This is a genomic window from Neisseria sp. P0004.S004, from assembly GCF_051963335.1.
Lineage (GTDB): Bacteria > Pseudomonadota > Gammaproteobacteria > Burkholderiales > Neisseriaceae > Neisseria.
Genome location: NZ_JBQCUK010000004.1, coordinates 44,286 through 68,533 on the forward strand (window position 1 = coordinate 44,286; position 24,248 = coordinate 68,533).

Annotated in this window: 25 protein-coding genes and 1 tRNA gene; 17 read left to right on the forward strand and 9 right to left on the reverse strand. The window is 49.6% G+C overall.

Going from position 1 to position 24,248, the window contains the following annotated elements:
• Nucleotides 1-112: 112 nt before the first annotated feature.
• The 6 genes from gshB (at nt 113) to ACTHRY_RS04395 (ending at nt 6,866) form a co-directional block, all read left to right on the forward strand.
• Nucleotides 113-1,069 carry a glutathione synthase gene (gene gshB / locus ACTHRY_RS04370; RefSeq protein ID WP_049322730.1) on the forward strand — a complete coding sequence of 319 codons (957 nt, stop codon included), beginning with the start codon at nt 113-115 and terminating at the stop codon, nt 1,067-1,069.
• A 68-nt stretch (nt 1,070-1,137) separates the two neighbouring features.
• Nucleotides 1,138-1,521, forward strand: coding sequence for a diacylglycerol kinase (locus tag ACTHRY_RS04375; protein WP_049322731.1), 384 nt, complete (start codon nt 1,138-1,140; stop codon nt 1,519-1,521).
• Between the two features lie 131 nt (nt 1,522-1,652).
• Entirely contained in the window at nt 1,653-2,129 is a 477-nt protein-coding gene (locus tag ACTHRY_RS04380; RefSeq protein ID WP_004519448.1) for a copper chaperone PCu(A)C, read from the forward strand.
• 126 nt (nt 2,130-2,255) lie between these two features.
• Nucleotides 2,256-3,359: a tRNA 2-thiouridine(34) synthase MnmA gene (mnmA, locus tag ACTHRY_RS04385; RefSeq protein WP_254344885.1), complete on the forward strand. Its 1,104-nt coding sequence runs from the start codon at nt 2,256-2,258 to the stop codon at nt 3,357-3,359.
• A 92-nt stretch (nt 3,360-3,451) separates the two neighbouring features.
• Entirely contained in the window at nt 3,452-5,107 is a 1,656-nt protein-coding gene (locus ACTHRY_RS04390; protein ID WP_440374072.1) for an AMP-binding protein, read from the forward strand.
• A gap of 124 nt (nt 5,108-5,231) precedes the next feature.
• Nucleotides 5,232-6,866: a CTP synthase gene (locus ACTHRY_RS04395; protein ID WP_440374073.1), complete on the forward strand. Its 1,635-nt coding sequence runs from the start codon at nt 5,232-5,234 to the stop codon at nt 6,864-6,866.
• Nucleotides 6,867-6,929: 63 nt separating this feature from the next.
• On the opposite strand, the gene ACTHRY_RS04400 is transcribed toward ACTHRY_RS04395, so the two are convergent.
• Entirely contained in the window at nt 6,930-7,676 is a 747-nt protein-coding gene (locus tag ACTHRY_RS04400) for a carbonic anhydrase (protein ID WP_440374074.1), read from the reverse strand.
• 388 nt (nt 7,677-8,064) lie between these two features.
• Between ACTHRY_RS04400 and ACTHRY_RS04405 the strand changes: the two genes are divergently transcribed.
• The gene (locus ACTHRY_RS04405) at nt 8,065-9,180 is read left to right on the forward strand and encodes a porin (RefSeq protein WP_440374075.1); all 1,116 of its coding nucleotides are present in this window, start codon (nt 8,065-8,067) and stop codon (nt 9,178-9,180) included.
• 63 nt (nt 9,181-9,243) lie between these two features.
• On the opposite strand, the gene ACTHRY_RS04410 is transcribed toward ACTHRY_RS04405, so the two are convergent.
• A complete protein-coding gene (locus ACTHRY_RS04410; RefSeq protein WP_254325003.1) occupies nt 9,244-9,855 on the reverse strand; it encodes a CNP1-like family protein in 612 nt (203 codons plus the stop codon).
• Between the two features lie 109 nt (nt 9,856-9,964).
• Here ACTHRY_RS04410 and ACTHRY_RS04415 point away from each other — a divergent pair, with 109 nt between their 5' ends.
• From ACTHRY_RS04415 to pyrC, 3 genes are all read left to right on the forward strand, one after another.
• Nucleotides 9,965-10,189, forward strand: a complete 225-nt coding sequence (locus tag ACTHRY_RS04415; protein WP_003681929.1) for a sulfurtransferase TusA family protein — start codon at nt 9,965-9,967, stop codon at nt 10,187-10,189.
• Nucleotides 10,190-10,201: 12 nt separating this feature from the next.
• A complete protein-coding gene (locus ACTHRY_RS04420; protein ID WP_070765098.1) occupies nt 10,202-10,795 on the forward strand; it encodes an NMCC_0638 family (lipo)protein in 594 nt (197 codons plus the stop codon).
• A 97-nt stretch (nt 10,796-10,892) separates the two neighbouring features.
• A complete protein-coding gene (gene pyrC, locus ACTHRY_RS04425) occupies nt 10,893-11,927 on the forward strand; it encodes a dihydroorotase (protein WP_107697002.1) in 1,035 nt (344 codons plus the stop codon).
• Nucleotides 11,928-12,060: 133 nt separating this feature from the next.
• On the opposite strand, the gene ACTHRY_RS04430 is transcribed toward pyrC, so the two are convergent.
• Together ACTHRY_RS04430 and cysD are read right to left on the reverse strand one after the other, a co-directional pair.
• A complete protein-coding gene (locus ACTHRY_RS04430; protein ID WP_114926113.1) occupies nt 12,061-12,624 on the reverse strand; it encodes an RBBP9/YdeN family alpha/beta hydrolase in 564 nt (187 codons plus the stop codon).
• Between the two features lie 230 nt (nt 12,625-12,854).
• Complete coding sequence (gene cysD / locus ACTHRY_RS04435) at nt 12,855-13,853, reverse strand: sulfate adenylyltransferase subunit CysD (protein ID WP_432760716.1); 999 nt, start codon at nt 13,851-13,853, stop codon at nt 12,855-12,857.
• A 131-nt stretch (nt 13,854-13,984) separates the two neighbouring features.
• Here cysD and trhA point away from each other — a divergent pair, with 131 nt between their 5' ends.
• Complete coding sequence (gene trhA / locus ACTHRY_RS04440) at nt 13,985-14,611, forward strand: PAQR family membrane homeostasis protein TrhA (RefSeq protein ID WP_440374076.1); 627 nt, start codon at nt 13,985-13,987, stop codon at nt 14,609-14,611.
• A gap of 59 nt (nt 14,612-14,670) precedes the next feature.
• On the opposite strand, the gene ACTHRY_RS04445 is transcribed toward trhA, so the two are convergent.
• Nucleotides 14,671-16,101, reverse strand: coding sequence for an alanine/glycine:cation symporter family protein (locus ACTHRY_RS04445; RefSeq protein ID WP_049322742.1), 1,431 nt, complete (start codon nt 16,099-16,101; stop codon nt 14,671-14,673).
• A gap of 361 nt (nt 16,102-16,462) precedes the next feature.
• Between ACTHRY_RS04445 and ACTHRY_RS04450 the strand changes: the two genes are divergently transcribed.
• A complete protein-coding gene (locus tag ACTHRY_RS04450; protein ID WP_003745951.1) occupies nt 16,463-17,191 on the forward strand; it encodes a YebC/PmpR family DNA-binding transcriptional regulator in 729 nt (242 codons plus the stop codon).
• A 59-nt stretch (nt 17,192-17,250) separates the two neighbouring features.
• Here the strand turns inward: ACTHRY_RS04450 and ACTHRY_RS04455 are convergent, their stop codons facing one another.
• From ACTHRY_RS04455 to tgt, 4 genes are all read right to left on the reverse strand, one after another.
• Complete coding sequence (locus ACTHRY_RS04455; protein ID WP_049322743.1) at nt 17,251-17,742, reverse strand: disulfide bond formation protein B; 492 nt, start codon at nt 17,740-17,742, stop codon at nt 17,251-17,253.
• Nucleotides 17,743-17,944: 202 nt separating this feature from the next.
• Nucleotides 17,945-18,343 carry a c-type cytochrome gene (locus tag ACTHRY_RS04460; protein ID WP_003745956.1) on the reverse strand — a complete coding sequence of 133 codons (399 nt, stop codon included), beginning with the start codon at nt 18,341-18,343 and terminating at the stop codon, nt 17,945-17,947.
• Between the two features lie 120 nt (nt 18,344-18,463).
• Nucleotides 18,464-19,474 (reverse strand): ferrochelatase, encoded by a 1,011-nt coding sequence (hemH, locus tag ACTHRY_RS04465; protein WP_049322744.1) that lies wholly within the window; start codon nt 19,472-19,474, stop codon nt 18,464-18,466.
• 85 nt (nt 19,475-19,559) lie between these two features.
• On the reverse strand, nt 19,560-20,675 hold the full coding sequence (tgt, locus tag ACTHRY_RS04470; RefSeq protein WP_049322745.1) for a tRNA guanosine(34) transglycosylase Tgt: 1,116 nt from the start codon (nt 20,673-20,675) through the stop codon (nt 19,560-19,562).
• A 237-nt stretch (nt 20,676-20,912) separates the two neighbouring features.
• On the opposite strand from tgt, the gene ACTHRY_RS04475 reads away from it, so the two are divergent.
• The 5 genes from ACTHRY_RS04475 to rplT all read left to right on the forward strand — a co-directional run bounded on the left by ACTHRY_RS04475 (nt 20,913) and on the right by rplT (nt 24,220).
• Nucleotides 20,913-20,989, forward strand: a tRNA-Val gene (locus ACTHRY_RS04475).
• Between the two features lie 52 nt (nt 20,990-21,041).
• Nucleotides 21,042-22,955, forward strand: a complete 1,914-nt coding sequence (thrS, locus tag ACTHRY_RS04480) for a threonine--tRNA ligase (protein WP_049322757.1) — start codon at nt 21,042-21,044, stop codon at nt 22,953-22,955.
• Nucleotides 22,956-22,972: 17 nt separating this feature from the next.
• Nucleotides 22,973-23,494 carry a translation initiation factor IF-3 gene (gene infC, locus ACTHRY_RS04485; protein ID WP_079453755.1) on the forward strand — a complete coding sequence of 174 codons (522 nt, stop codon included), beginning with the start codon at nt 22,973-22,975 and terminating at the stop codon, nt 23,492-23,494.
• A gap of 156 nt (nt 23,495-23,650) precedes the next feature.
• Nucleotides 23,651-23,848 carry a 50S ribosomal protein L35 gene (gene rpmI, locus ACTHRY_RS04490; RefSeq protein WP_003675505.1) on the forward strand — a complete coding sequence of 66 codons (198 nt, stop codon included), beginning with the start codon at nt 23,651-23,653 and terminating at the stop codon, nt 23,846-23,848.
• Nucleotides 23,849-23,860: 12 nt separating this feature from the next.
• Entirely contained in the window at nt 23,861-24,220 is a 360-nt protein-coding gene (rplT, locus tag ACTHRY_RS04495) for a 50S ribosomal protein L20 (RefSeq protein WP_003675502.1), read from the forward strand.
• The last annotated feature ends 28 nt before the right edge of the window (nt 24,221-24,248 follow it).

Below are 24,248 nucleotides of genomic sequence, written 5' to 3' on the forward strand. Positions count from 1 at the left end.
GCCTTAAGGCCGTCTGAAAATGAAATTCAGACGGCCTGTTCCGTATTTTGCGCCCTTTCAGACGAGCAGAATACAAGGTATGATTATAGCGTCTGTTTACAAGGAAATTTTGATGAAAGTCCTGTTTATCGCCGATCCGATGGCAAGTTTTAAAACCTATAAAGACACTACTTACGCCATGATGCGTGAAATGGCAAAGCGCGGTTGGCAGCTTTTTCATACCTTGAGCGGAGAATTATCCGTCCGTGAGGGCTGGGTGGTGGCTCAGGCAGCGGCATTTGAGTTTGTCAGTGCGAAGAACGATGACGATCACGAATGGTTTAAAGTAGAGGCAAAAGTTCAGACGGCCTTAAAAGATTTCGATGCGGTCATTATGCGCACTGATCCGCCGTTTGATATGCAATATTTGTACGCAACCCAATTTTTGACGTTGGCACAGCAGCAGGGCGCAAAAGTATTTAACAGTGGACAGGCAATGCGCGATTTCAATGAAAAATTGGCTATTTTGAACTTCAGCCAGTTCACCGCGCCCACTTTGGTAACCACGCGTTCTGCCGATGTCCGTGCCTTTTTGAAAGAACACGGCGACATCATCATCAAACCGTTGGACGGCATGGGCGGTATGGGCATTTTCCGCCTGACAGAATCCGACCCCAATATCGGCAGTATCCTTGAAACCCTGATGCAGCTTGATTCACGCACCATCATGGCGCAACGCTATATTCCTGAAATTGTACATGGCGACAAACGCATTTTGATTATCGGCGGGGAAGTTGTTCCGTATGCTTTGGCGCGTATTCCGCAAAATGGCGAAACGCGCGGCAACTTGGCTGCTGGCGGCCGCGGCGTGGCGCAGGAGTTGAGCGAGCGCGACCGTGAAATTGCAGAAACCCTGGCACCTGAATTGAAGTGCCGCGGCATCTTGCTGGCAGGTTTGGATGTCATCGGCAGCAATCTGACCGAAGTCAACGTAACCAGCCCGACCGGTTTCCAAGAAATCATGAAGCAAAAAGATTTCGACGTTGCCGCCATGTTCGCAGATGCCGTGGCATCTTGGGTAAAACAATAAACCTTAAGGCCGTCTGAAAATTGACCCGACCGTTTCTTTTCAGACGGCCTTTTTATGTTGAGAATATGATGGAACCATCTTCCTACGCATCTGAAAAAAAAGGTAAAAACGGCATTAAGCGCATCATCAATGCGTTCGGTTATTCCAAAGACGGACTGGCTGCCGCGTACCGTTATGAAAGCGCATTTCGCCAAGTTTTTTGGTTGAACCTGATTTTAATTGTCTTGGCCTTATTCCTTGATTTCGGACCGGCCATCAAAATGGTGCTTGTTGCCGCATCGTTTATTTCATTGATTACCGAATTGTTTAATACCGCCGTCGAAGCAGCCGTTGACCATACCTCTACTGAAAAACATGAGCTGGCCAAGCGTGCCAAAGATGCCGGCTCAGCCGCGCAATTGATGGCTTTGTTCATGTTATTTATTGTTTGGATTATTGCATTAACTGCTTAAAAATGTGGTAATATAGTAATTCGTTAGGATTAGATAGTATTAATTAATCTATATCAAAGTTTTCAGACGGCCTTTGGTTGTAAGATGAAGGCTGTATATCCCAGCCATTTGGCAAACACAAGGAGCAAAACATGAAAAAATTAATGGCAACCCTGATTCTGGCAGGCTTGGCAACTTCCGTATCTGCAGCCGGTATCCATATTGAAGACGGTTGGGCGCGTGCCACTGTCGAAGGTATGAAAATGGGTGGCGCATTCATGAAAATCCAAAACGATGAAGCCAAACAGGACTTCTTGGTAGGCGGCAGCAGCCCTGTTGCAGAACGCGTTGAAGTACATACCCATATTAACGACAACGGCGTTATGCGTATGCGTGAAGTTAAAGGCGGCGTGCCTTTGGCTGCAAAAGGCGTAACCGAGCTGAAACCGGGCAGCTACCACGTTATGTTCATGGGTCTGAAAAAACAATTGAAAGAAGGCGAAAAAGTGCCTGTAACCCTGAAATTCAAAAACGCCAAACCTCAAACTGTCGAGCTGGAAGTGAAAACCGCGCCTAAAGCTGAAATGCAGCACGACCACGGCGCACACGGTGGCGCACATCAGCACTAATTGCTTGAATTTGCATATAAAGGCCGTCTGAAAGTCATTGGGCTTGCAGACGGCCTTTTCTGTCGTCAAATCAAAATGTGCTAAAATCACGCTTTAAAAAATGTATTTGAAACCCACATTCCGCTCATGAATACTCACAACACACCAGCAAACATCATCGTCGGCCTCTCCGGCGGCGTCGATTCATCCGTTACCGCGGCCCTGCTCAAACAGCAAGGCCATCAAATCAGCGGCGTGTTCATGCAGAACTGGGAAGATGACGACAACGACGAATATTGCAGCATCAAACAAGATTCCTTCGATGCCATTGCCGTTGCCGACATCATCGGCATCGACATCGACATCGTTAATTTTGCCGCGCAATATAAAGACAATGTATTTGCCTATTTTCTCAAAGAATACAGCGCAGGCCGCACGCCAAACCCGGATGTCTTGTGCAATGCCGAAATTAAATTCAAATGCTTTTTGGACTATGCCATAGAGCAGGGCGCCGATACCATTGCCACCGGACACTATGCCCGCAAAGAAGTTCGCAACGGCGTGCATTACCTGCTCAAAGGCTTGGATCAAAATAAAGACCAAAGCTATTTCCTATATCGTCTCAAGCCTTTCCAACTCGAGCGCTCGATTTTCCCATTGGGCGAGTTGGAGAAGCCTGAAGTCCGCCGTCTTGCCGAAGAATTCAAATTACCGACCGCAACCAAAAAAGACAGTACCGGCATCTGCTTTATCGGCGAACGCCCATTCCGCGAGTTTTTGCAAAAATACCTGCCGACCAATAATGGCAAAATGGTGACCCCTGAAGGCAAAGTGGTTGGCGAACACGTCGGCTTGATGTTTTACACGCTGGGCCAACGTAAAGGCTTGGGCATCGGCGGCGCAGGCGAGCCGTGGTTTGTTGCGGCCAAGGATTTGACCAAAAACGAACTGATTGTCGTCCAAGGACATGACCATCCTTTGCTTTATACGCAAAGCCTGGTTATGAACGATTTGAGTTTCACATTGCCCGAACGCCCGAAAGAAGGCCGATATACCTGCAAAACGCGCTACCGTATGGCTGACGCGCCTTGTACGTTGCGTTACTTGGATGATGAAACCATCGAGCTTGTCTTTGATGAGCCGCAATGGGCGGTAACGCCCGGCCAATCTGCGGTACTGTACGACGGCGATGTGTGCTTGGGCGGCGGCATCATCATGTCCACCGACAAGCCTGTCATCATTACTGCTTAACACAAGGGCCGTCTGAAAACGAAGCGGCGGATTAACTCAAGCCTTTCAGACGGCCTCCATTCTAAAAACGACTAAAAAAAGACTGAATCAACATGGAAAAACTCTGGCTCAAAAGCTACGAACAAGGCGTCAATGCCGAAATCGACATCACGCAATACAGCTCCATCAGCGACGTATTCCGTCAAAGTGTTGAGAAATTCTCAGATAAACCTGCTTTTCAAAACATGGGCAAAACGCTGACTTATGCCGAAGTGGGTAAGTTGGCGACGGATTTTGCGTCTTACCTGCAAAACGTATTGAAACTGCCGCGCGGTGAGCGCGTGGCGATTATGATGCCGAACGTTTTGCAGTATCCGATTGCGCTTTTCGGTATTTTGCAGGCCGGCTTGGTGGCAGTGAATACCAATCCGCTTTATACGCCGCGCGAGTTGGAGCATCAGCTGAAAGACAGCGGCGCGACCACGATTGTCGTGTTGGAAAACTTTGCCAATACGCTGGAGCTGGTGTTGCCGCGTACGCAAATCAAACATGTGATTGTCGCATCGGTCGGCGAAATGTTCGGCATGATTAAAGGCGCATTGATGAATTTCGTCATCCGCAAAGTGAAAAAAATGGTGCCGGAATACCGTATTCCCAATACCGTAACTTTTCAGACGGCCTTGAAGCAAGGTGCGGCAAATACGTTCAAGCCCGTCGAATTGACGCGCGATGACACAGCCTTGCTGCAATATACAGGCGGCACGACCGGCGTGGCGAAAGGCGCCGTCCTTAGCCACGGCAACATCTGCGCCAATATGTTGCAGGCAAAAGAATGGATTAGAAACAGCCTGCGCGAAGGCGAAGAAACGGTTATTGCCGCATTGCCGCTTTATCATATCTTTGCCTTGACGGTAAACCTGATGATTTTTGCGAATACCGGTTCCAAAATCATCCTGATTACCAACCCGCGCGACATGAAGGGGTTTATCGGCGAATTGAAAAAAGAGCCGATCAGCGTGTTCATCGGTGTGAATACCCTGTTTAATGCGATGGTCAACCGTCCGGATTTCGCCGAAGTCGATTTTTCCCGTTTGAAGCTGACTTTGGGCGGCGGTATGGCAACGCAAAAAGCCGTGGCGGAAAAATGGAAAAAAATTACCGGTACGCCGATTGTGGAAGCTTACGGTTTGACCGAAGCCAGCCCGGGCGTATGTTGCAATCCTTTGAATATCGAGGCTTACAGCGGCGGTATCGGTTTGCCGGTTCCTTCGACCGAAGTCGAATTACGCGATGCGGACGGCAAAGAAGTGCCTATCGGACAGCCGGGCGAATTGTGGGTGCGCGGCCCGCAAGTGATGAAAGGCTATTGGAACCGTCCGGAAGAAACCGCCAAAGCAATCGATGCACGCGGCTTTTTGGAGACCGGTGATATTGCCGTGATGGATGAAAAAGGCTGGCTGAAGCTGGTGGACCGCAAAAAAGATTTGATTGTGGTATCCGGTTTCAATGTATATCCGAACGAAATCGAAGAAGTGGTGGCCAGCAACGACAAAGTCTTGGAAGTCGCCTGTATCGGTGTGGCAAGCGAGAAAACCGGCGAAGCGATTAAAGTTTTCGTCGTACGCAAAGACCCGTCTTTGACCAAGGAAGAGCTGATCGATTTCTGCCGCAAAGAATTGACTGCTTATAAAGTGCCGAAAGACATCGAATTCCGCGACGAGTTGCCAAAATCCAACGTCGGCAAAATCCTGCGCCGCGAGCTACGCTGATATACAGAATCAGCATGATAAGGCCGTCTGAAAACGCTGTTTTCAGACGGCCTGAAGCTTTTGCCGTTTGCCAGAATATGCTGCTTCAAGTTAAAATCACACATTCCAACATGGGTATCACATCATGACTAAATTTATTTTCGTAACCGGCGGCGTTGTATCTTCTTTGGGTAAAGGTATCGCCGCCGCTTCTATTGCTACCATTCTCGAGTCACGCGGTTTGAACGTGACCATGCTTAAACTCGACCCGTATATCAACGTTGACCCGGGTACCATGAGCCCGTTTCAACACGGCGAAGTATTCGTGACCGATGACGGAGCGGAAACCGACCTCGACCTCGGTCACTACGAGCGTTTCATCAACGCCACCATGACCCGCCGCAACAGCTTCAGTACCGGCCAAGTCTATGAAAACGTAATTGCCAAAGAGCGCCGCGGCGACTATTTGGGCGGTACCGTACAAGTGATTCCGCATATTACCGATGAAATCAAACGCCGCATCCACGAAGGTGCGGCCGGTTATGATGTGGCGATTGTCGAAATCGGCGGTACAGTCGGCGATATCGAATCTTTGCCTTTCTTGGAAGCCATCCGCCAAATGCGCAGCCAGCTCGGCCGCAACAATACATTGTTTGCTCACTTGAGCTATGTTCCTTACATTGCCGCTGCCGGCGAAATCAAAACCAAACCGACCCAACATACCGTTAAAGAAATGTTGAGCATCGGTTTGCAACCGGATATCCTGATCTGCCGTATGGACAGAGAAATGCCTGCGGACGAGCGCCGTAAGATTGCATTGTTCTGTAACGTTGAAGAACGTGCCATCGTGGGCAGCTACGATGTGGACAGCATTTACGAATGCCCCGAAATGCTGCACAACCAAGGCATCGACAGCATTATTACCGAGCAGCTCCAACTGAATGTCAAACAAGCCGATTTGACCGAATGGAAGAAAATCGTTCACGCGATTCAAAATCCGAAACATACCGTCAAAATCGCGATGGTCGGCAAATACGTTGATTTGACCGAGTCCTACAAATCATTGATAGAAGCCCTAAAACACGCCGGTATTCACACTGAAACCGATGTACAAATTACCTTCGTCGACAGCGAAAGCATCGAGAAGGGCAATGGCGACGTTTCCATGCTCAAAGACATGGACGCGATTTTGGTGCCGGGCGGCTTTGGTTCACGCGGCGTGGAAGGCAAAATTGCCGCCGTACGCTATGCGCGTGAAAACAACGTACCATACTTGGGCATCTGCCTGGGCATGCAAATTGCCCTGATCGAATACGCCCGCGACGTGGCAGGTTTGAAAGGTGCGAACTCTACTGAGTTTGACTTGAAATGCGCCGCGCCTGTCGTTGCCCTGATTGACGAATGGCAAACTGCCGACGGCAGCGTCGAAACCCGTGACGAGTCTGCTGATTTGGGCGGCACCATGCGTTTGGGTGCGCAAGAAGTTGACCTCAAACCGGGCAGCCTTGCCGCAAAAATCTACAGCAGCGAACATATCCGCGAACGCCATCGCCACCGCTACGAAGTTAACAACAACTACGTTCCTCAGTTGGAAAAAGCCGGTTTGGTCATCGGCGGCGTATCCGCAGGCCGCGAGCGTTTGGTTGAAACCATCGAATTGCCAAATCATCCTTGGTTCTTCGCGTGTCAGTTCCATCCGGAATTTACTTCCAATCCGCGCAAAGGCCACCCTTTGTTTACCGCGTTTGTGAAAGCCGCGTTGGGTAACAAAAAAGCCTGATTGATGTGATTGAAAAAGCACCCGTTATCCGGGTGCTTTTTTGTTTTCAGACGGCCTTAGAAGTTATTTGTCTTCATTGACTTCGCGGTCGTTCAAAGGTTGTACGGGACGGTTGTTTTCGCCGCCGATAATGTCGCGCATGGCTTTGAACTGCGTCGCATCTGCTTGAACCGGAGTTTTTAAGACAACCCAAGTCACGTTTTCGCTGCAAGGCGGCGTTGTCAGCGAGCCTTTCAGCTGGAAGGACTTGCTATCTTTAGGCAGCAGGGCTTGGATATTCAAGTTTTTCAAATCTACGGATTCGCCCGCTTTCAGTTTTTTGGCAGTGAGTGCGGACAAGGCAGGATTGTTTTTGCCCGGTTTAAATACAGAGCCGATGACCGCCAAAGTACCGTCTTCGGCTTGATGGACGAAATGCGCTTCCATCGGGAAATGTTTGCCTTTGAAAGTATGTTCGCTCGGTGTATGGAAGTGGAATTGTTTGAAGGTATAGGTTTTACCGTTAATCACGATGGTTTGTGCCTTACCTTGCGGCGTGGCTTGAAGGGTATGGCCGTTATTTTCTACTTTGTAGTCGGCGACGTTGTAACGGTATACCGGTTGTTTGCCTTTTACTGCTTTTGTTGCGGAGAAGTCCACAGGAGATTGCTGTTTGCCTGTTTTGCAGACGGCAAAGTCTTCACTCAAGTCGCCCCAGTGTGCAGCATCGTTTTCACCTGTGTAAGACCAATGTGCATGATGGGTTTCGGCGGATACCGTTGTAGCGGAGACAGCCATTAGCAAAGATAAAAAGAGGTGTTTTTTCAACATAAGGGCTCCTGTTTATTCACATTAGGTAAAAGGAAAAATTCATACCAAATAAATTATTGATATAAAAAAACTTCTTCATAAGAAGAAAGTTAATGATAGTGGCAATCGGAGAATGTTGGGTTGATATATGGCAAACATTTATCAAGCAATCATTTTTGATTAAATGATTGCAATAAGGGGGATGATTGTCCTTGCCGTGACTTTGAATAGGAGAGGCCGTCTGAAATTTCTTTCAGACGGCCTGTTTTATTTGATTATGTTGTAAAAAGTCTAAACTCTAATAAATAAAAGTATTTCTCAAGATGAAAGTAGTTGTTTGTAGCGTTGGAAAACATTAATATTGCTAAACGTGTTTTCACGAGATTTTAACTTTGTTTTGGAGAGAATAATGAAAAAATCGATTATCGCTTTGGTTATTGCCGGTTTGCCGCTGGCTGCATCTGCAGAAGTGATTCTGTATGGTCAAATCAAAAGCAGCGTGACCGTCGGTCAGGTCAAAATCAAAGGTGACGCAGGTTCTGAAATCAGCTCTACCGCAACCAGCATCAATGACAATACCTCCCGTATCGGTTTCAAAGGCAGCGAGAACTTGGGCGGCGATTTAAAAGCCATTTGGCAAGTTGAACAAAAAACGGCCATTACTGGCGGTTCCCAAGGTTTTGCCACTCGTGACTCCTTCATCGGCCTGCAAGGTAACTTCGGTAAGATTCGCGCTGGTAAACTCAGCAATATGTTGAACGAAATGGACACCATCGATCCATGGATGTACAAAACCAATGCCGCAGGCTTGGGCATCTTTACCCGTACCGGCAATCGTAACGCCGCCGTACGCTACGACAGCCCGGATTTCGGCGGATTCAAATTCAACGTGTCTTACGCACCGCGCGACAACCGCAATCCTTCAGACAAATACACGCACACCAAACCGGCCAAAGACCAATACACCGGCGGCGTGAGCTTCTCTAAAAACGGCTTTACCGCCAATGCTGCTTACGGCCACTACAACGGCGCGTACACTGACAAATCAGGCAAAGTCAAAGCGGCGCAAATTGCCAAAGTCGAAACTTATTACGATAAAGACAATCTCTTTGTCGGTGGCGGCGTACACTATGCCAAAGGCCATGAGACAGGCAACGAATATTTAGGTTATTTCACCGATGGTTTTAATCAGTACAAGGGTAGTGACATTACTGCCGACTCAGGCAAATCTGAAGCTGTGAAAGTGGTTGATGCAGCGGTAACTGTCGGCTACAAATTGGGCAACGTGACCCCACGCATTACTTACGCGCACGGCTGGCCTGCCAAGGGCGTGAACAGTGGCGAAAAATTGGTGGATAAATTCGACCAAGTCGTTGTCGGCGGCCAATACACCTTCAGCAAACGCACCGGCGTAGTCGCCCAACTGGCGTATCTGAAAGTCGGCAACAAAACCCGTCTGACTGCAGCCAACAAAGGCGGTATTGAACAAAAAGCCGCTTCTGTAGGCCTGTATCACAAATTCTAAGCCGTCTAGAAAGATAAGGCCGTCTGAAAAATTTCAGACGGCCTTTTTGTTGATTAAAGCAGTTTATTTGTCGTGGTTGCTCAGCGTGGTACCGTGACGGCCGCCACGTTCTTTCAAACGTTGTACCAAACCTTCGACCGTTGTCGGCATGCCGTCGATACAGAATGCCTGATACAGCGCAGTGTGCAGGGCGTCGTTGCGGCTGAACGCATTGCCGATCAGCTTCCAATCGCCTTTGCGCGGCTCAATCCAGCGGCGGTTTACTGTATCGCCGTAAGCGAATATTTTATAAGACGAACGCTTGTCGTTGCTGTAAGTAAAGGATGTGCGGGCGCAATAGAGGCCTTCGACGGAGAGGTTGTCGTAGCCTTTGTCGGAGCGCACGTTCAAGACGTAGCGGATGCTGTTGTCCGGCGCAGGCATGATTTGCAGGCTGCTGAGCAGGATTTTGGGCTGCTTGCCGTAGGTTTCGTTGACATAGAGGTCGAACCAATCCCCCGATTGGGTATCGGGCAGGGGCGGCAACTCGGCTTTGTGTTCTTTAAATTCGCGTGCGGCAACTTCTTCAGGGCTTTCCTGATAACGCGTGTTGGTCAGCGTATCCTTTTGGCTGAAACCCAAAGCAAATGCTTGAGTCGCGGCAAGGCTGAGAGCGAGAAGGGCAAAACGGCGCATAGACAGCTCCAAAGTGAAAAACGGCTTTATTTTATGGGCTTGCAGGGTGGGGTGCAAGTAAGTGCGGTATAATTGACGTTAATTCTGATTAATATGACGAGTTTTCATCATGAATACACAAACTCTGGATGTCATCGGTTTGAAATGCCCGCTGCCGATTTTGCGTGCCAAAAAAGCTTTGGCGCAAATGCAGGAGGGCGAAGTGCTGACCGTATTGGCCACCGATGGCGGTGCGCCCGGCGATTTTGAAGCGTTTTGCCGTCAGACCGGACATGTTTTGTTGGAATCGAGCGAGGCCGACGGCGTGTTCAAGCTGGTGTTGAAACACAAATAAAGGCCGTCTGAAATGTCTAAAGCCGTCGCGTTGTCTGCCGCCGTATTGGCCGTCTGCCTGAGTGCATGCGGCAATGAAGGCGTTTCACCGCAGAACGCTGCCGATTATGCCCAAAATGTAACCGACTTGTTCCGCCAAAGCTGCGTGGCCGCAGACGGCGATGCCGCCCTTGTCGGCGAGTTTGCCAATGCCAACAAGCTGGTTTTATTGTCGAAAAAAGATATTGCCGATTTGCCTGCCGGAATGATGGATTTGGAGGCATTAAGCATTTGGAAGAAAACGGTAAACGGCGCGGATTATTATTTGAGCCTGACTGAAAACAGTTGCAGCGTGCGCACGGCTAAAGCCGACGACCATCTGATTTTCAAACAATTTTTGGCTTTGGCAGAAAATCCGCCGCAAGGTTTGAACGCTGAATTGCGTGCCGATAATTTGGCGGAAACCCCGTTGCCTATGCGTCAGATTTCCTACGCATGGCGCGCGTCCGGCAGCCCGAAAGAAACCTTGCTGACCGTCAAAACAACGTCGTCCGAGTATTTTCCGGTACAGGCTGTTTTTTATCTGACTCATCATTCTTACGACAATAAGGCCGCCGTTTTGCCTTAGGCCGGTTGACGATTGAAACATCAAATTAATAGAAACCGTTACCGCCGAATAAAGGCCGTCTGAAACATTATCAAACCAAACCACTCGAAAGTAAGCTATGCAAACCCTGACCATCATCCGCCCCGACGATATGCACTTACACCTGCGCGACGGCGACGCGCTCAAAGCTGTTGCCCCATACACCGCCCGACAAATGGGCCGCGCGGTTATCATGCCCAACCTGAAGCCGCCCGTCGTCAGCGTTGCCGATGCCCAAGCATACAAAGAGCGCATTATGGCCGCCCTGCCAGAAGGCAGCACCTTCCAGCCGTTGATGACGCTTTATTTGACCGACAATGCCACTCCCGAACTTGTGCGTGAAGCCAAGGCTGCCGGTATCGTGGCTTTCAAACTCTATCCGGCAGGCGCGACCACCAATTCCGATTCCGGCGTGACCGACTTGTTTAAGCTGATTCCCGTGTTGGAAGAAATGGCGAAACAGGGCATTTTGTTCTTGGTTCACGGCGAAGTTACCGATCCTGAAATTGATATTTTCGACCGCGAAGCCGCCTTTATCGAACGCGTGATGAAGCCGGTTTTGGCGCAAGTGCCCAACCTCAAGGTCGTATTTGAACACATCACCACTGCCGAGGCAGCCCGATTGGTATTGGAAGCAGGCGATAATGTGGCCGCGTCTGTGACGCCGCAACACTTGCTGCTCAACCGCAACGACCTTTTGGTCGGCGGCGTACGCCCTCATCATTTCTGCCTGCCCGTACTCAAACGCGAAACCCACCGTCAGGCTTTGGTTGCCGCCGTTACCAGCGAGAAGGCGCACAAATTCTTCCTCGGCACGGACTCTGCGCCACATGCCAAAACTGCCAAAGAAAATGCTTGCGGTTGCGCCGGTATGTTCAGCGCGATGACTGCCATTGAGCTTTATGCCGAAGTGTTTGAGAAAGCAGGCGTGTTGGACAAACTGGAAGCCTTTGCTTCTAAAAACGGCCCGCGTTTCTACGGCCTGCCTGAAAATTCCGATACCATCACATTGGTCAAACAAACGCAAACCGTTCCTGCCAGCGTACCTTACGGCGATGGCGAGCTTGTACCGATGAGGGCCGGCGGCGAGATTGAATGGACGGTGCAATATTAAATTTGCCGGCAATGAGACATAAAAAGAAACAACCTGCTTGAAAGGGCAGGTTGTTTTTTATTGTTGTTCAGACGGCCTGTTATGGGGAAGGGAGGCTCACCAGGCCGTCTGAAAACCAAATTATATTGCGTGTTTATTCGGTCAACATGGGTTTCAGCACTTCCCAAGCCTGTGGCAGTTGGGTAAAGCCGTCCGAAGCCATCAAATGGCCGCCTTCGGGAATATGGGTAACAGGGCTTTTGAGTTTGGCCGCCATGTCCAAAGTCAGTTCGGGCGGAACATGGGTGTCGTTGTCGGAAACCAGGCAGTGTTTTGGCATGTCGATTTTGCGCAGGATGTCGAAATCGGGGGACGCTGCTTTAATGTAGGCATCGAGTGCGGGCAGGGGAGGCAACGTATCGGCAAAACCTGCGGCAAGCAGCAGACCGCCGATTTTTTGCGGTTGTTGGCGGCTGAGGAAGTGAAGGAGGGTAATGCAACCGAGGCTGTGGCCGACTAGGAAGGTATGGGCATCGGGCTTGCCGATGTGCTGGTCAAGGGTAAACTGCCACGCGGTCGTGCTTGGTTTGTCGGGATTGGGCATGGCGAGGGAGATTGCTTGTGCGCCGATACTTTTGATTTGGGCGCAAAGCCAGTCAAACCAGTTGCCGTGCGGATTGCCTTCAAAGCCATGTACGATATAAACGCGTCGATTCATGTTTCTCCTCCTTCAGACGGCCTGAGACTTTTGTCTAAATCTCTGCCTGTAAGCGTTTATTATACCATGTTTGTTTATGTTTTATTGTTTGCCGCTTGGTAAGGATGGTTGATTAAGCTTTTGTTGTTAAATGATATTTGCAAGAATAGTAAAGCAAACAACACGGCAGCAGCGGATGGCGTTGCCGTGTTGTTCGGGTTTGAAATATATGGGCCGTCTGAAAAATCGGCTTAGAAATAGCCTTGTTTTTTGCGCTCTTCCATTGCCGCTTCCGATACGCGGTCGTCCATGCGTGTGGCGCTGCGTTCGGAAAGGGTCGCGGCGGCGGTTTCAGCAATGATGTCTTCCGGCGTGGCGGCGGTGCTGGCAACAGGGCAGGTGCATGAAATATCGCCGACGGTGCGGAAACGGACATCGCGGATTTGGGCAACTTCGCCTTCGCGTTTGGGGGTCAACGGGGTAACGGGAACGAGCAGGCCGTTTCGTTCGACAACTTCGCGTTTGTGGGCGTAATAAATCGGCGGCAGGGCGAGTTTTTCGCGTGCAATGTATTGCCAGATGTCCAATTCCGTCCAGTTGGAAATCGGGAAAACGCGCATGTTTTCGCCTTGGAACAGGCGCGTATTGTAGAGCGACCATAATTCGGGACGTTGGTTTTTGGGATCCCATTGGCCGAACTCGTCGCGGAAAGAGAAGATGCGTTCTTTGGCGCGCGCTTTTTCTTCATCACGGCGCGCGCCGCCCATCAACGCATCAAAGCCTTGTTCTTCGATGGTTTCAACCAGCGTAACGGCTTGGGCGGCGTTGCGAGAATCAGTTTCTCGGCGCAAGACGACGCTGCCTTTGCGGATGGACTCTTCTACGCTGCCGACCACAAGTTGTATGCCGGTACGCGCAACCGTGTCGTCGCGGAACTGAATCACTTCGGGGTAGTTGTGGCCGGTATCGACGTGCAGGAGTTTGAACGGCAGCTTCAGCGGGCGGCCTTCGATTTGGAAGGCTTTGACGGCAAGCGCCAGCAATACGACGGAGTCTTTGCCGCCGGAAAACAGCAAGGCCGGATTTTGGGCATTGGCAATGACTTCGCGGATGATGTAGATGGATTCGGCCTCGAGCCAGTCGAGGTGGTGGTTTTGGATAGACATTTTTTCTCTCTTTGCAACCTTGGCGACAGTCGATACTTTAGTGAGGCCGTCTGAAAAAAGGAAAGAATGGTTTGTTTGTTGCAAAGATGTTTTTGTTATATTGCCCGAGTGTGTTTTCAGACGGCCTTTGCACTTTAACTTATTTTTAACCCGATTTCTCTGACGAAGCGCCTGTCTTGGCGTACACTTTGGTCTTTTATAAATGAGAATGGTTTATGTATCACGGCGAGAGATTTAATGCGTACAGCCATTTGGCCGGTTTCTTATTGGCAGTGGCGGCGTTGGTGCTGATGCTGGTGAAAGCGGTGGAATCGGCGGACGGCTATCGGATTGCCGGTGCACTGACTTACGGAGTCTGCCTGTTGCTTCTGTATTTGGGTTCAACCTTATACCACAGCATTCCGCAGCCGAAAGCCAAGGCGATTTTGCAAAAGGTCGATCATTGTATGATTTATCTTTTGATTGCTGGCAGCTATACGCCGTTTACGCTGATTACCCTTCAGGGCGGTTGGGGCTGGTCGCTTTTCGGCGTGTCGTGGGGGCTGGCTTTGCTGGGCATTGTTCAGGAGCTGACGATTGGGCGCAAAAGCGAGAAGCGGCTACTGTCGATGGTGATTTATGTGTTGATGGGCTGGTTGATTGTAGTGGCGGTATGGCCGCTGATAAAATCGCTTTCGGCGGGCGGATTATTTTGGCTGGTGTTGGGCGGCGTGTTGTATAGCGCGGGGATTTATTGGTTTATCAACGATACGAAAATCCGCCACGGCCACGGTATTTGGCACTTGTTTGTCTTGGCAGGCAGTTTGACGCAATTTATCAGCATTTATTTTTATGTGTTGTAGATTCAGACGGCCTGAAATAAAAAAACCTCTCAGTTTGACTGAGAGGTTTTTGTTTGTCGTCAACCTGGGTTTTTGTCGTGGAATTCGTGGAATTCATAGTTGTAGGTCAACTCTTTGCCGGCTTTGGTTTGTGCCAGATAATCATCGTAAACCGCACGGATTTCCTTACGTAGCAGGAAGAGGGCGATTAAGTTCGGCAAGACCATAAAGCCGTTGAACATATCGGACATACTCCAAACCAAATCCACTTTGCCCAATGTACCCAATACGATGGCCACCAAAACCAGCACGCGGTAGATGCCCAAGTGTTTGCCGCGGAACAGGAAGCGGATATTGGATTCGCCGAAGTAGTACCAGCCGATGATGGTGGTAAAGGCGAAGAAGGTCAGACAGACGGCGAGCAGTTGCGAACCGAAACCAGGGAAGGCTTTATTAAACGCCAGTTGGGTAACCGCCGCGCCAGTTTCGCCAGACAAGTTAGCGTCGGTCAGCAGGATAATCAGCGCGGTTGCCGTGCAGACCATCAGCGTATCGATAAAGATACCGATAAACGCGGCCATACCTTGTTGCACAGGGTGTTTGACGTTGGCGGTCGCATGAGCGTGCGGAGTCGAACCCATACCGGCCTCATTGGAAAACAGGCCGCGTGCCACGCCGAAGCGGACAGCTTCGCGCATACCGATACCGGCCGCACCGCCCAATACTGCTTCAGGATTGAAGGCAGCAACAAAGATACTGTGGAACATCGGGATGATGTGGTCGGAGAATTTGAACAAAATAATTACGGCACACAAGATGTAAATCACCGCCATAAACGGCACGACAAATTGCGCGATACCGGCAATGCGGTTGATGCCGCCGATGATGATCAGGCCGGCGAATACCGCCAAAGCAATGCCGACAGCCATCGGAGGAATATCGAAAGCCAAATTCATGGCCGAAGCGATGGAGTTGGATTGGGTCGCGTTACCGATGAAGCCCAGCGCGATAATCAAGGCAATGGAGAAAAAGCCGGACAGGAAACGTGCCGCGCCCCGGCCGATTTTCGGGGTCAGGCCGTGCGTGATGTAAAACGCAGGGCCGCCGATGTATTTGCCGTGGCTGACCACGCGGTATTTTTGCGCCAAAACGGCTTCTGCAAAAATGGTGGACATGCCCAAAATGGCAGACAGCCACATCCAAAAAATGGCACCCGGGCCGCCGGCGGTAATCGCAGTGGCGACACCGGCAACGTTACCGGTACCGATTTGCGCGGAAATCGCCACAGCAAGCGCTTGAAATTGAGACAGGGATTTGCCTTCGTGGTCTTTGTCTTTTTTGCTGAACAAGCCGCCGAAAACAGATTTGAAACCCGTCCCCAATTTGGTCACTTGCGGCGCGCCCAAGTACAGGGTAAAAAACAGGCCGATACCGATTAAGGCATAAATCAGCAGGTAGTCCCAAAGAACCAGATTGACTGCACCCACCAGAGCAGACAATATTTCTTCCATAATATAACCTTTAAGAAAAACAAATAAAAAGAAAATGATACGGGCAACTACTCCCGTTCATTTTCGCGGTTGGCAACAAGGGCGAGCAGGCCGTTTTGCCGTTTAATACCGGTTAAGTTGTTAACAATCCTGACCGATTTTGTCATCATACCGTAAACCTTCGTGAATTAAAACGGAAAACTGACAAAGGTTTGCCGCAAATATGCATCTTTAAAAAAGATTCTTTGTTTTTCAGACGGCCTGTTTTTGCAAATATTCGGGCCGTCTGAATATTTTGGGTAAAGGCAACTTATGATAAAATGCACGCCTTACAAATAAAGCACATCCCGCCTCAGCGCGTGAAAAAACGAAAGGAATCAATATGGCAGGTCATAGTAAGTGGGCAAATATCCAACACAAAAAAGCCCGACAAGATGCCAAACGCGGCAAAATCTTCACCCGTCTGATTAAAGAAATTACCGTTGCTGCCCGCATGGGCGGCGGCGATCCCGGCGCAAACCCGCGCCTGCGCCTGGCTTTGGAAAAAGCCGCCGAAAACAATATGCCTAAAGACAACGTGCAACGTGCCATCGATAAAGGTACGGGCAATCTGGAAGGCGTGGAATACATCGAGTTGCGTTACGAAGGCTACGGCATCGGCGGCGCGGCTTTGATGGTGGACTGTCTGACCGACAACAAAACCCGTACCGTTGCCGATGTGCGTCACGCGTTCACTAAAAACGGCGGTAACTTGGGTACCGACGGCTGCGTAGCGTTCAACTTCGTTCATCAAGGCTATTTGGTGTTTGAACCGGGCGTTGACGAGGATGCGCTGATGGAAGCAGCTTTGGAAGCCGGTGCGGAAGACGTGATCACCAACGACGACGGTTCCATCGAAGTGATTACCGCGCCGAACGACTGGGCAGGCGTGAAAGCGGCTTTGGAAGCTGCAGGCTACAAATCTGTTGACGGCGACGTTACCATGCGTGCTCAAAACGAAACCGAGTTGAGCGGTGAAGATGCGGTTAAAATGCAAAAACTGATTGATGCATTGGAAGATTTGGACGACGTACAAGACGTTTACACTTCTGCCGTGTTGAATCTGGACTAATGGTTTAAAGAACAAAAGGCCGTCTGAAATTTCAGACGGCCTTTTTATATTGAAACCAATCAGATTTTTCTGGTTTTCAACCAAGCCCAAAGCAGCAGCAATACGACGAAGCTGAAATATAAAACACTCCACACCGGCAGGGCGACGCCGAATAGATAGTCCGGCTCGGCGCAGTTGCCAAAGCCGCGGACGATGGGTTCAAACCAATCGAACAAAGGCCAGTCGCGCAGACGGAAGGTCCAAGGTGCGCCGCAAGAAGGGGCGGTGCCGGGCGGCAGGCTTTGCAACCAAATTTGATAGGCGGCGACACCGGCGCCGTAGACGGCCGGAGCAGCAATCAACAATGCCGAGAGCGAACGGGCAAATTTGGAAGATTGAGAACTGAACGCCGTAACAATGGCCAACAGCCCGACACCCAATACGCACAAGCGTTGCAGGATGCACAATACGCATGGGTTCATGCCCAAAACGTATTGGGAAATAAAGGAGCCGCAGGCGGCAAATATGGAGAGGACGACTAAAAATAAAACAGTCTTGCGGAAAAAGTTCATAAGATAAAACCTTTCAGACGGCCTGGACGCAAAACAGCCGATAAATAATGTTTACTTTAACACAAAACGCATATGCTTTTTTTGGTTTGACGGTTTTTTGCGTATGTTTGTTGATGTTGCGTAACCATATACATAGAAACAAAATGTGTCGTACAGAAAAGGCCGTCTGAAATGTTCAGACGGCCTTTAGGGGAGAGACGTTTTATTTTTTCCCGTGAGATTTTTTGACATCTGCTTCAGTAATCGTACCGCCGCCATTATTAAAGGCGTTCATGATGTAAGTGGCGACGGCGGCAACATCGGCATCATTGATGGCGGTAGAAGGCATGAAGCCGTTGTAAGGTTTGCCGTTCACTTTAATCGGGCCGTTGATGCCCTTGGTCATGCTTTGCAACAGGACTTGCGGTTTTTTGTTGATATAGTCGGACTGGAACAGTGGCGGGAACATGGCGCCACGGCCTTCGCCCTTTTTGCCGTGGCAGGCGGCGCAGTTGGTTTCGTAAATCTTTTGTCCTTTGCTCATCAGCGTGGCATCAGCGGCAAAAGCGGTTGGGAGGCTGAGTGCGGTCAGGAGGAGCAGGATAGGGCGGAGTGCAGTCATGATGTGTTCCTTTTTGAGTAGTGTTTTTGATGGCTACACGCTTGGTTTGCGTTTGAATAACTTGATGATAACGCTAAAGGCCGTCTGAAAGTGGATTTTTCAGACGGCCTTTGGTTTAGGTCAAATCCAGCCTTGCAGATTGGCCCGGCTTAATTGGGCAAGTGCGGTAATCCAGTCGGCGGAATCGTTGAGGCAGGGGATGTAACGGTATTCTTTGCCGCCGGCGGCGTGGAATTGTTCGCGTCCCATAATGGCGATTTCTTCCATGGTTTCGAGGCAGTCGGCCATGAAACCGGGGCAGAAGACGTCGAGTTTGGTCGTGCCTTGTTTCGGAAGTTCATCAAACAGGGCTTGTGTGCTGGGCTTGACCCATTGGGATTTGCCAAACTGGCTTTGGAAAGAAACGATGTATTCTTGTTCGGACAAGCCCAATGCCTGCGCGAGCAGTTTGGCGGTATGGTGGCACTCGTCAGGATAGGGGTCGCCGTCGTCATGATGCTTTTGCGGAATGCCGTGGAAACTCAACATCAGTTTTTCGCCGCGTCCGTTTTGGGCCCAATAGGCTTCAATATGCTGCTTCATGGCTTGAATATAAGCGGCATCGTCGTAATAACGGGAGACGGTGCGGATGCTCATTTGGTTGCGTTGCAGCAATAATTCTTGAAACACTTTGTCCAAAGCCGCGCCGGTGGAAGAGCCGGCATATTGAGGATAAAGCGGGATGACCAGCAATTTGCCCACGCCTTGGGCTTTGAGTTCCGCCAAAACGTCGGCAACGCTCGGGTTGCCGTAAGTCATGGCATGACGGACGATGACATCGGGCAAATGTTTGGCCAGGGCTTCTGCTTGGCGGTGTGTGTAAACCTCAAGCGGCGAACCTTCTTTAAACCAAACTTTCTCATAGGCATGCGCGCTTTTTTTGGGGCGAAAGGTCAATACCAAGCCGCGCAATATCGGTTGCCATAAGAGCTTGGGTAATTCGACAACGCGTTGATCAGACAGAAATTCTTTCAAGTAAGGCTTGACTGCGGCAGCAGTGGGTGCGTCGGGCGTGCCGAGGTTGAGCAGCAGGACGGCGGTACGGTTTTGTGCGGTATAGGCTAGGGCCGGTTCGGTATGGAAACGGGACATGATTGTGCTTTATTAATGAAGAATATTGAGGCCGTCTGAAAAGCAGTTTGACTCAAAACCTGGTTTCAGACGGCCTTTAAAAGGATTAATCCACACCACGGGCGCGGTTTTCATGGAATTGCGCCTGCCAATCGGCAAATTTGCCTTGTTCGATGGCTTCGCGCATTTCTGCCATGATGACTTGGTAGAAGTGTAGATTGTGGATGGTGTTGAGCTGTGCGCCCAAGATTTCGCCGACTCGGTGCAGGTGGTGCAGGTAGGAGCGGCTGAAATTCTGACAGGCGTAGCAGGTGCAGCTTTCATCAATCGGACGCTTGTCGAGTTTGTGTTTGGCGTTTTTGATTTTCAAATCGCCAAAACGGGTAAACAGCCAGCCGTTACGCGCATTGCGGGTGGGCATGACGCAGTCGAACATATCCACGCCGTGTGCCACGCCGTACACCAAGTCTTCAGGCGTGCCGACGCCCATCAAATAATGTGGCTTGTGTTCCGGCAGGATAGGGCCGACGGAGCGCAACATGCGGTACATTTCGGGCTTGGGTTCGCCAACGGACAAGCCGCCGATGGCCAAGCCGGGGAAGTCGAGCTCTTCCAAACCTTTCAGCGATTCTTCGCGCAAATCTTCATACATTGCGCCTTGTACAATGCCAAACAGGGCATTTGGGTTTTTCAGGTCTTCAAAAGCCTTTTTGCTTCGCTCCGCCCAGCGCAGGCTCATTTGCAGCGATTTTTGCGCTTGGCTGTGTGTTGCTTCGCCAGGAGTGCACTCGTCCAACTGCATCACGATGTCGGAATTCAATACGGTTTGGATTTTCATCGACACTTCGGGCGAGAGGAATAGTTTGTCGCCGTTGATCGGGCTTTGGAATGTACAGCCTTCTTCGGTCAGCTTGCGCATGTCGGACAACGAGAATACTTGGAAGCCGCCCGAGTCGGTCAAAATCGGCTTGTCCCAACCGATAAATTCGTGCAGGCCGCCGAATTGTTCGATGACTTCCAAGCCTGGGCGTAGCCACAGATGGTAAGTGTTGCCTAAGATGATTTGTGCTTTGATGTCATGCAGGTTTTGCGGGTTCATCGCTTTGACCGAACCGTAAGTGCCGACCGGCATAAATACAGGCGTTTCGATTTTGCCGTGGTTCAGTTCCAAAGTGCCGCGTCGGGCATGACCATCTTTTTTGTGTAAGGTAAATTTGAGCATAGTAATAATAGATTGGACGTTCGCGTGTGTGCGAAATGAAAGGGCAGATTATAAAGGATTTTTCGTTGGTTGACGGCTGGATTTTATCTTTGTCAAAACAATGCTTCAGACGGCCTGAATAATAGAAGAAATAAAAAATGAGGCATAAATCAAACAAAAATATCCAGGCCGTCTGAAAAGTATTTACAGATGCTTGCAAAAGGGAACACGCTTCGTTACAATAAGCGACTTAGATGAAGGCACATAGCTCAGTTGGTTAGAGCACCACCTTGACATGGTGGGGGTCGTTGGTTCGAGTCCAATTGTGCCTACCAAATTTCCATAACGGCTTTATGCCGTTATTTTTTAATGTTTTGGAGCTTTCTGATGTTGAACATTACCTTGCCGGACGGTTCGGTCCGCCAATATGAATCACCCGTTACCGTGGCGCAAATTGCAGCGTCTATCGGTGCAGGTTTGGCAAAGGCAACGGTAGCGGGCAAGGTTAACGGTAAATTGGTGGATGCTTGCGATCCGATTACCGAAGATGCCCACGTTCAAATCATTACGCCTAAAGACAAAGAAGGTGTGGAAATTATCCGCCACTCCTGTGCGCACTTGGTCGGTCATGCGGTCAAGCAGCTCTACCCTGATGCCAAAATGGTTATCGGCCCGGTCATTGAAGACGGGTTCTATTACGATATTGCAACTGAAAAACCATTTACGCCTGATGATGTAGCCGCCATCGAAGCGCGCATGAAAGAATTGATTGCACAAGACTATGACGTCGTTAAAGTGATGACGCCCCGTGCAGAAACCATCAAAATTTTCCAAGATCGCGGCGAAGAGTACAAATTGCGTCTGATTGAAGACATGCCTGAAGTGGAAGCAATGGGTATGTATCATCATCAAGAATACGTCGATATGTGCCGCGGTCCTCATGTTCCCAATACCCGTTTCTTGAAAAACTTCAAGCTGACCAAACTGGCAGGCGCATACTGGCGCGGCGACAGCAACAATGAAATGCTGCAACGTATTTACGGTACAGCCTGGGCAAGTAAAGACGAATTAAAAGCATATATCCAACGCATCGAGGAAGCGGAAAAACGCGACCACCGTAAGCTGGGTAAACAATTGGATTTGTTCCACCTGCAAGATGAGGCGCCGGGCATGGTGTTCTGGCATCCTAAAGGCTGGGCTTTGTGGCAAGTGATTGAGCAGCACATGCGCAAAGAGCTGAATGCTGCCGGTTATAAAGAGGTGAAAACGCCTCAGATTATGGATAAAACCTTCTGGGAAAAATCCGGCCACTGGGAAAACTATAAAGACAATATGTTCGTGACCAGTTCCGAAAAACGCGAATACGCGGTTAAACCGATGAACTGTCCGGGTCATGTACAAATTTTTAATAACGGCTTGCGCTCATATCGCGATTTGCCAATGCGTTTGGCTGAGTTCGGTTCTTGCCACCGCAATGAACCAAGCGGTGCGTTGCACGGTCTGATGCGTGTTCGCGGTTTTGTGCAAGATGATGCGCATATCTTCTGTGCCGAAGATCAAATCGTTGATGAGGCACGCGCATTCAATGAATTGCTGGTTCGCATTTACAAACAATTCGGCTTCCATGATGTTGCTGTGAAGTTATCCCTCCGCCCTGAGCAACGTGCAGGTTCTGACGAAGTTTGGGATAAGGCCGAACAAGGCCTGCGTGATGCATTGACCGCTTGCGGCGTAGAGTGGGAAGAATTGCCTGGCGAAGGCGCATTCTATGGTCCTAAGATTGAGTACCATGTCAAAGATGCTTTGGGTCGTTCTTGGCAGTGTGGTACCTTGCAGTTGGACTTCGTATTGCCGGAGCGTTTGAATGCAGAATATGTAACCGAAAATAACGACCGTGCGCGTCCTGTAATGTTGCACCGTGCTATTTTGGGTTCTCTGGAGCGCTTCATCGGTATTCTGATTGAAAACCATGCAGGTTCATTCCCATTGTGGCTTGCGCCGGTTCAAATGGTGATTATGAATATCACTGAAAACCAAGCAGATTATTGTCGCGAAGTAGCTGCCAAATTGCAGGCGGCAGGCTTCCGTGTCGAATTGGATTTGCGTAACGAAAAAATCGGTTACAAAATCCGCGACAACAGCCAATACCGTTTCCCTTACCAAATCGTTGTCGGCGATAAAGAGAAACAAGAAAACAAAGTTGCGGTACGCCGCAAAGCAGAAGACTTGGGTTCTTTGAATGTAGATGATTTCATTGCACAATTACAGCAAGAAATCACTGATGCCCTCGTCAATCATTAATTTTTATAGGAGTATTCATCATCGCTCAAGAACGCGAAGCACGAATCAATGGTGAAATTACCGCCAAAGAAGTGCGATTAATCAGTGAGTCAGGCGATCAGCTTGGTGTCGTTTCAGTTCGTGAAGCTCTGGCTATGGCCGAAGAGCAAGATGTCGATTTGGTAGAAATTTCTCCGACTGCCAAACCGCCTGTATGCAAACTGATGGATTACGGTAAATACAAATACCAACAAGCCAAGAAGCGCGACGAAGCCAAGAAAAACCAAAAGCAGGTACAAATCAAGGAAATTAAATTCCGTCCGGGTACAGATGAAGGCGACTATCAAATCAAGATGCGCAACATCAACCGCTTCCTTGCCGATGGTGACAAAGTCAAAGTAACATTGCGTTTCCGCGGTCGTGAAATGGCCCACCAACAATTGGGTGCCCAACTGCTTGAGCGCGTAAAAGAAGATTTGGCAGAAGTAGCGCAAATCGAGTCCTTCCCTAAAATGGAAGGCCGCCAAATGGTGATGATGATTGCGCCTAAGAAAAAATAAAGCTATAATCCAAGGCTTATTTCGATTGCCGCTCGAGATAAGGTTTAATTATAAGGTTTAATTAGCGGCAAAAATCGTGGTATTTTGGGTTTCAAGTGTTTGAAATTTATTTCAAAACCCCCTTATACCTTATCTAATAACGAATGGAGTTTTCCAATGCCTAAAATGAAAACCAAGTCTAGCGCGAAAAAACGCTTTAAAGTACTGGGTAACGGTGGTGTAAAACGCGGTCATGCGTTCAAAAGTCACATCCTGACCAAAAAAACCACTAAAACTAAACGTCAATTGCGCGGCACCGCTATGGTGGATTCACGCGATTTGGCTTCTGTTGCTAAAATGTTGCCCTACGCTTAAGGAGTTTAGAATATGCCACGCGTAAAACGCGGTGTTACCGCTCGTGCTCGTCACCAAAAAGTCTTCGCGTTAGCCAAAGGCTATCGCGGTCGTCGTAAAAACGTTTACCGTGTTGCCAAACAAGCGGTAATGAAAGCCGGTCAATACGCATACCGTGACCGTCGCCAACGCAAACGTCAATTCCGTCAACTGTGGATCGTTCGTATCAACGCAGGTGCCCGTGAAAATGGTCTGTCTTACAGCAAATTCATGAACGGCCTGAAACGCGCTGCTATCGAAATCGACCGCAAAGTATTGGCTGATTTGGCTGTATTCGACAAAGCTGCATTTGCACAATTGGTTGAAAAAGCTAAAGCTGCTTTGGCTGCTTAATTCGATAAGATTATTTAAAAAGGAAGCT

Bases quoted from the DNA above. Each gene is read 5' to 3' on its own strand.
- ACTHRY_RS04410 (WP_254325003.1), bottom strand. From the start codon at position 9,855: ATGCGCCGTTTTGCCCTTCTCGCTCTCAGCCTTGCCGCGACTCAAGCA.
- ACTHRY_RS04395 (WP_440374073.1), top strand. From the start codon at position 5,232: ATGACTAAATTTATTTTCGTAACCGGCGGCGTTGTATCTTCTTTGGGT.
- ACTHRY_RS04445 (WP_049322742.1), bottom strand. From the start codon at position 16,101: ATGGAAGAAATATTGTCTGCTCTGGTGGGTGCAGTCAATCTGGTTCTT.
- pyrC (WP_107697002.1), top strand. From the start codon at position 10,893: ATGCAAACCCTGACCATCATCCGCCCCGACGATATGCACTTACACCTG.
- hemH (WP_049322744.1), bottom strand. From the start codon at position 19,474: ATGTCCCGTTTCCATACCGAACCGGCCCTAGCCTATACCGCACAAAAC.
- thrS (WP_049322757.1), top strand. From the start codon at position 21,042: ATGTTGAACATTACCTTGCCGGACGGTTCGGTCCGCCAATATGAATCA.
- mnmA (WP_254344885.1), top strand. From the start codon at position 2,256: ATGAATACTCACAACACACCAGCAAACATCATCGTCGGCCTCTCCGGC.
- ACTHRY_RS04420 (WP_070765098.1), top strand. From the start codon at position 10,202: ATGTCTAAAGCCGTCGCGTTGTCTGCCGCCGTATTGGCCGTCTGCCTG.
- ACTHRY_RS04375 (WP_049322731.1), top strand. From the start codon at position 1,138: ATGGAACCATCTTCCTACGCATCTGAAAAAAAAGGTAAAAACGGCATT.
- rplT (WP_003675502.1), top strand. From the start codon at position 23,861: ATGCCACGCGTAAAACGCGGTGTTACCGCTCGTGCTCGTCACCAAAAA.
- ACTHRY_RS04460 (WP_003745956.1), bottom strand. From the start codon at position 18,343: ATGACTGCACTCCGCCCTATCCTGCTCCTCCTGACCGCACTCAGCCTC.
- ACTHRY_RS04415 (WP_003681929.1), top strand. From the start codon at position 9,965: ATGAATACACAAACTCTGGATGTCATCGGTTTGAAATGCCCGCTGCCG.
- ACTHRY_RS04450 (WP_003745951.1), top strand. From the start codon at position 16,463: ATGGCAGGTCATAGTAAGTGGGCAAATATCCAACACAAAAAAGCCCGA.
- trhA (WP_440374076.1), top strand. From the start codon at position 13,985: ATGTATCACGGCGAGAGATTTAATGCGTACAGCCATTTGGCCGGTTTC.
- gshB (WP_049322730.1), top strand. From the start codon at position 113: ATGAAAGTCCTGTTTATCGCCGATCCGATGGCAAGTTTTAAAACCTAT.
- rpmI (WP_003675505.1), top strand. From the start codon at position 23,651: ATGCCTAAAATGAAAACCAAGTCTAGCGCGAAAAAACGCTTTAAAGTA.
- ACTHRY_RS04430 (WP_114926113.1), bottom strand. From the start codon at position 12,624: ATGAATCGACGCGTTTATATCGTACATGGCTTTGAAGGCAATCCGCAC.
- ACTHRY_RS04405 (WP_440374075.1), top strand. From the start codon at position 8,065: ATGAAAAAATCGATTATCGCTTTGGTTATTGCCGGTTTGCCGCTGGCT.
- tgt (WP_049322745.1), bottom strand. From the start codon at position 20,675: ATGCTCAAATTTACCTTACACAAAAAAGATGGTCATGCCCGACGCGGC.
- ACTHRY_RS04400 (WP_440374074.1), bottom strand. From the start codon at position 7,676: ATGTTGAAAAAACACCTCTTTTTATCTTTGCTAATGGCTGTCTCCGCT.
- ACTHRY_RS04390 (WP_440374072.1), top strand. From the start codon at position 3,452: ATGGAAAAACTCTGGCTCAAAAGCTACGAACAAGGCGTCAATGCCGAA.
- ACTHRY_RS04380 (WP_004519448.1), top strand. From the start codon at position 1,653: ATGAAAAAATTAATGGCAACCCTGATTCTGGCAGGCTTGGCAACTTCC.
- ACTHRY_RS04455 (WP_049322743.1), bottom strand. From the start codon at position 17,742: ATGAACTTTTTCCGCAAGACTGTTTTATTTTTAGTCGTCCTCTCCATA.